Source organism: Gordonia sp. HS-NH1, from assembly GCF_001418765.1.
GTDB lineage: Bacteria > Actinomycetota > Actinomycetes > Mycobacteriales > Mycobacteriaceae > Gordonia.
This window is the reverse complement of sequence record NZ_LIYC01000088.1, coordinates 1-2,857: the sequence shown is the minus strand read 5'-3', so window position 1 is coordinate 2,857 and position 2,857 is coordinate 1. Positions and strand designations below refer to the sequence as shown.

Below are 2,857 nucleotides of genomic sequence, written 5' to 3'. Positions count from 1 at the left end.
GATTATTCAGCAGTCTCCTAGACGTCCCGCCTTCTCAGCCGCCTGCATCTCGGAGTCTCAGCGCCTTACAAGGGCAACCAGAAACCTTTCGTGTAGAAGCTAGCGCGTCGATGTTAGAGGCCTCCGAGAATCGACCCCTGCGGGTCCGCTCAAATTGTCCCTTGGGGCTATTCGCTACCGGGTAGCGCTCGATTGCGTATCGGGAATGCCGGTGACGAGTTCGTTCGGGTGGAGCTGGTGCTGCAAAGAGGTGAGCGACGCTAGGTCGAGTGGCCCGGTATAGAGCTCGAGTGCCCAGTCATGGCGGGCGGTGCTCCATGCCTGTGGGGCGTGTGTCCGGAAATTCAGATGCCAAGTTGTCGAGGCGTGGGGGCGTCTTGCAAGGCGACCGGTGATGGGGCCCCCATCGCTGATCTCTGCATCAAACGAACCGTCGTCGTCGTAGGAATTCAGAAGCGTGACAAACAGACTCACAGTGAGCGGTACAGTCAACGGACTGGCGACGACATGTTCGAGGAACCAGGCTTGGTGCTCGTCTTTCTGGCGGCCTTGGCTCGGGACGAATGACGACCGGTAGTCGTCGGTGTCGGGTGGTTGCCGTGGCGGTCGCACAGGCCCGTCCCATTCGAATGTCGAAGGGTTGATAGGGATTCCAGCGGTGAACTCGATGAAGCGCACGGCGATGTCGAATCCGTCGTTGCGTTGTTGCAGGATCGCGCCGGTGCGTTGATCGACAACCAACTGCATCGGATGAGGTTTGTGAGCGGGAGGTTTGAGGTCGACCTGCCAGCATGGCCGCCCCAAGTACTCGATGTCGCGGATGGGGCCGTCGGGAGTGGTGAAGTCGTTACCGACCCAACGTGATGCGGGCTGGGTGACCAACAGTTCACGGCCTGGACCCACGTAACGCATTTCCCGGCCGAATCCCCGCACTGGCACAAGGTCGCGGTGAGCGAACCGCCATACCGCTTCTCCGTTGAAAATCACCAGAGGTCTGCCATCCATCGACTCGACTCGAACCTTCGGTTCGTCGCGCCATACCTGGAGATCATCGATACCGGCGACGTAGAGCGGGATGACCTCACCGTTGACGTCCATCAGCAAGCTGCCGGTATCGATCGGCCCGGTACGGGAGATGATGCCCTGTATCGGTACTTGCGGGCCGTCTACGATTTTCTTGAGTACTTCGATCCAAGCTGGCACACATCAACATTGGCAGAACCTACGAGCACTAGTCAGCTGAACCATCCAACTAGGCGCTTCGCGCGGTCGATACGAGTCGGGCCATGACGGAATGGCCATTCTGCGACGACATATGCGGCCTTGTTCGAGTCGGCGGTTGTGCCCCACGATACGTCGCTGAGTCCGAGCCGCCGTCCGCAGCAGAGCGTTGGTCGATAAAGACCTGTGCCACAGTCGATGAGTGCGTACCAAGGTGTTGTGGATCGCTGCGGTCATCACCGTCATCGCAGTGGTTGTGCTCGCCGGTGTGGCCGGCTGGTTCGCTCTTCGGTCGTCGTTCGACGACAGCATGTCCAGCGTGTGGGTCACGGAAGACGTCGAAGAGGCTGGACGGATTGCCGAAGCGATGGGTGTTCGTCTGAACGGCAGCGCCGTCGACTACGGGCAAGTGACATCGCAGTTTCAGGGCTCGTCGATGGCATATCTCGTGGTGAAAGCAGACAGCGCAGTGCTGCGCGACAGGATTATTCGGCAATCACGGTTGAACTGTGCGACCACCGATCCGGCGACCACCGCGTCGCTGCGCCCAACGTCAAGCCACGGTCCACCACCCTCGCCGAGCCTGATGACATGCATCAGGCTGCCCGCGGTCGGCTATGACGACACGGTGCCGGCGGGTGAGCGGGGCGGCGACCTCACCGTATGGTTCGATCCGCAGGCCGGTGACCACAGCACCTGGCTGTACATCTCCGCCATCCCCCTGTGACCCGGGGCCAAGCCACGGCTTGCCTACCGGAGTGGGCAGAGTCTCGTGAGTGAGCATCCCTGGGAATCGATGGCATTGCCGGGCGACAGCACGAAGGTCATCGCTTCCAGCCAGTCGGTGAGTCATGACTCCATTCGCATCGCGACCGGTCCTGAACCGCATGCGGATGAGCCACCGGGCCGCAACTGCGCGCGGCGATACACTCTCGCGTATGGCGGGTTCAAAACAGCGGGCCCTGAGGGTCGCGGTCACGATGCTCGCAGGGATAGTCACGTTCGGCCTCGCATCATGTGGGCAGGGCGGCGAGTATGGAGCAAACACCAACGACCCCTTCGTAGACTACGAAGAGTCCGCGGCGCCATGGTCGACCGAGATTCCGGTGACCAAGACCCCCTCCGTCTCTCGGCCGATTGCGCCGGCAATCGCGCAACCGGGCGTACATTGCGGCTGGGTGGCGACCAGAGTTACTGGTGATAAACCTGTCGTTGTTCTCAGTGGTCAGGTCGACTGCATAGAAGCAATGACGGTGATTCAGAAGTACTTCAACTCAATAGCTCAGGACCAAGAGCAGGCCCTGTCTTCCACGGTCGATGGCTGGTCGTGCCTAAGGCCGACCGCACCAAGACCTTCGCACGCGGGTTCTTACTACACATGTACAGCCATCGGAGGAGTCGGCACAGTGAGGATCGGCTGATGACGCTCAACAGAAGCACTCCGCGGAGCGTGCGCAGAACGCACACGTTGCCTTGGCTGCTCCTGATCGCGGCCGCGATCGCAGTACTGCTGAGCAGTGGAACACTTAACGCTCAACAGATCGGGGACCGCGTATTCCTGTGGCTACTCGTAGCCGCTGGTGTCGCTGCCGCTCAAACCAGAGAACGTTTCAAATGGGTCAAGCCCCTGGTAGTG

At 60.7% G+C, this 2,857-nt stretch carries 3 protein-coding genes; 2 read left to right on the top strand and 1 reads right to left on the bottom strand.

Annotation, left to right across the window (positions count from 1 at the left end; all coding sequences use genetic code 11):
• Nucleotides 1-174 precede the first annotated feature (174 nt).
• Nucleotides 175-1,203 carry a hypothetical protein gene (locus AMD30_RS24095; protein ID WP_156354414.1) on the bottom strand — a complete coding sequence of 343 codons (1,029 nt, stop codon included), beginning with the start codon at nt 1,201-1,203 and terminating at the stop codon, nt 175-177.
• A 220-nt stretch (nt 1,204-1,423) separates the two neighbouring features.
• On the opposite strand from AMD30_RS24095, the gene AMD30_RS24090 reads away from it, so the two are divergent.
• Both AMD30_RS24090 and AMD30_RS25640 read left to right on the top strand, forming a co-directional pair.
• A complete protein-coding gene (locus tag AMD30_RS24090) occupies nt 1,424-1,948 on the top strand; it encodes a hypothetical protein (protein ID WP_231632845.1) in 525 nt (174 codons plus the stop codon).
• A 693-nt stretch (nt 1,949-2,641) separates the two neighbouring features.
• Nucleotides 2,642-2,857 (top strand): hypothetical protein (locus AMD30_RS25640; protein WP_231632844.1); only part of this gene is annotated, 216 nt, incomplete at its 3' end.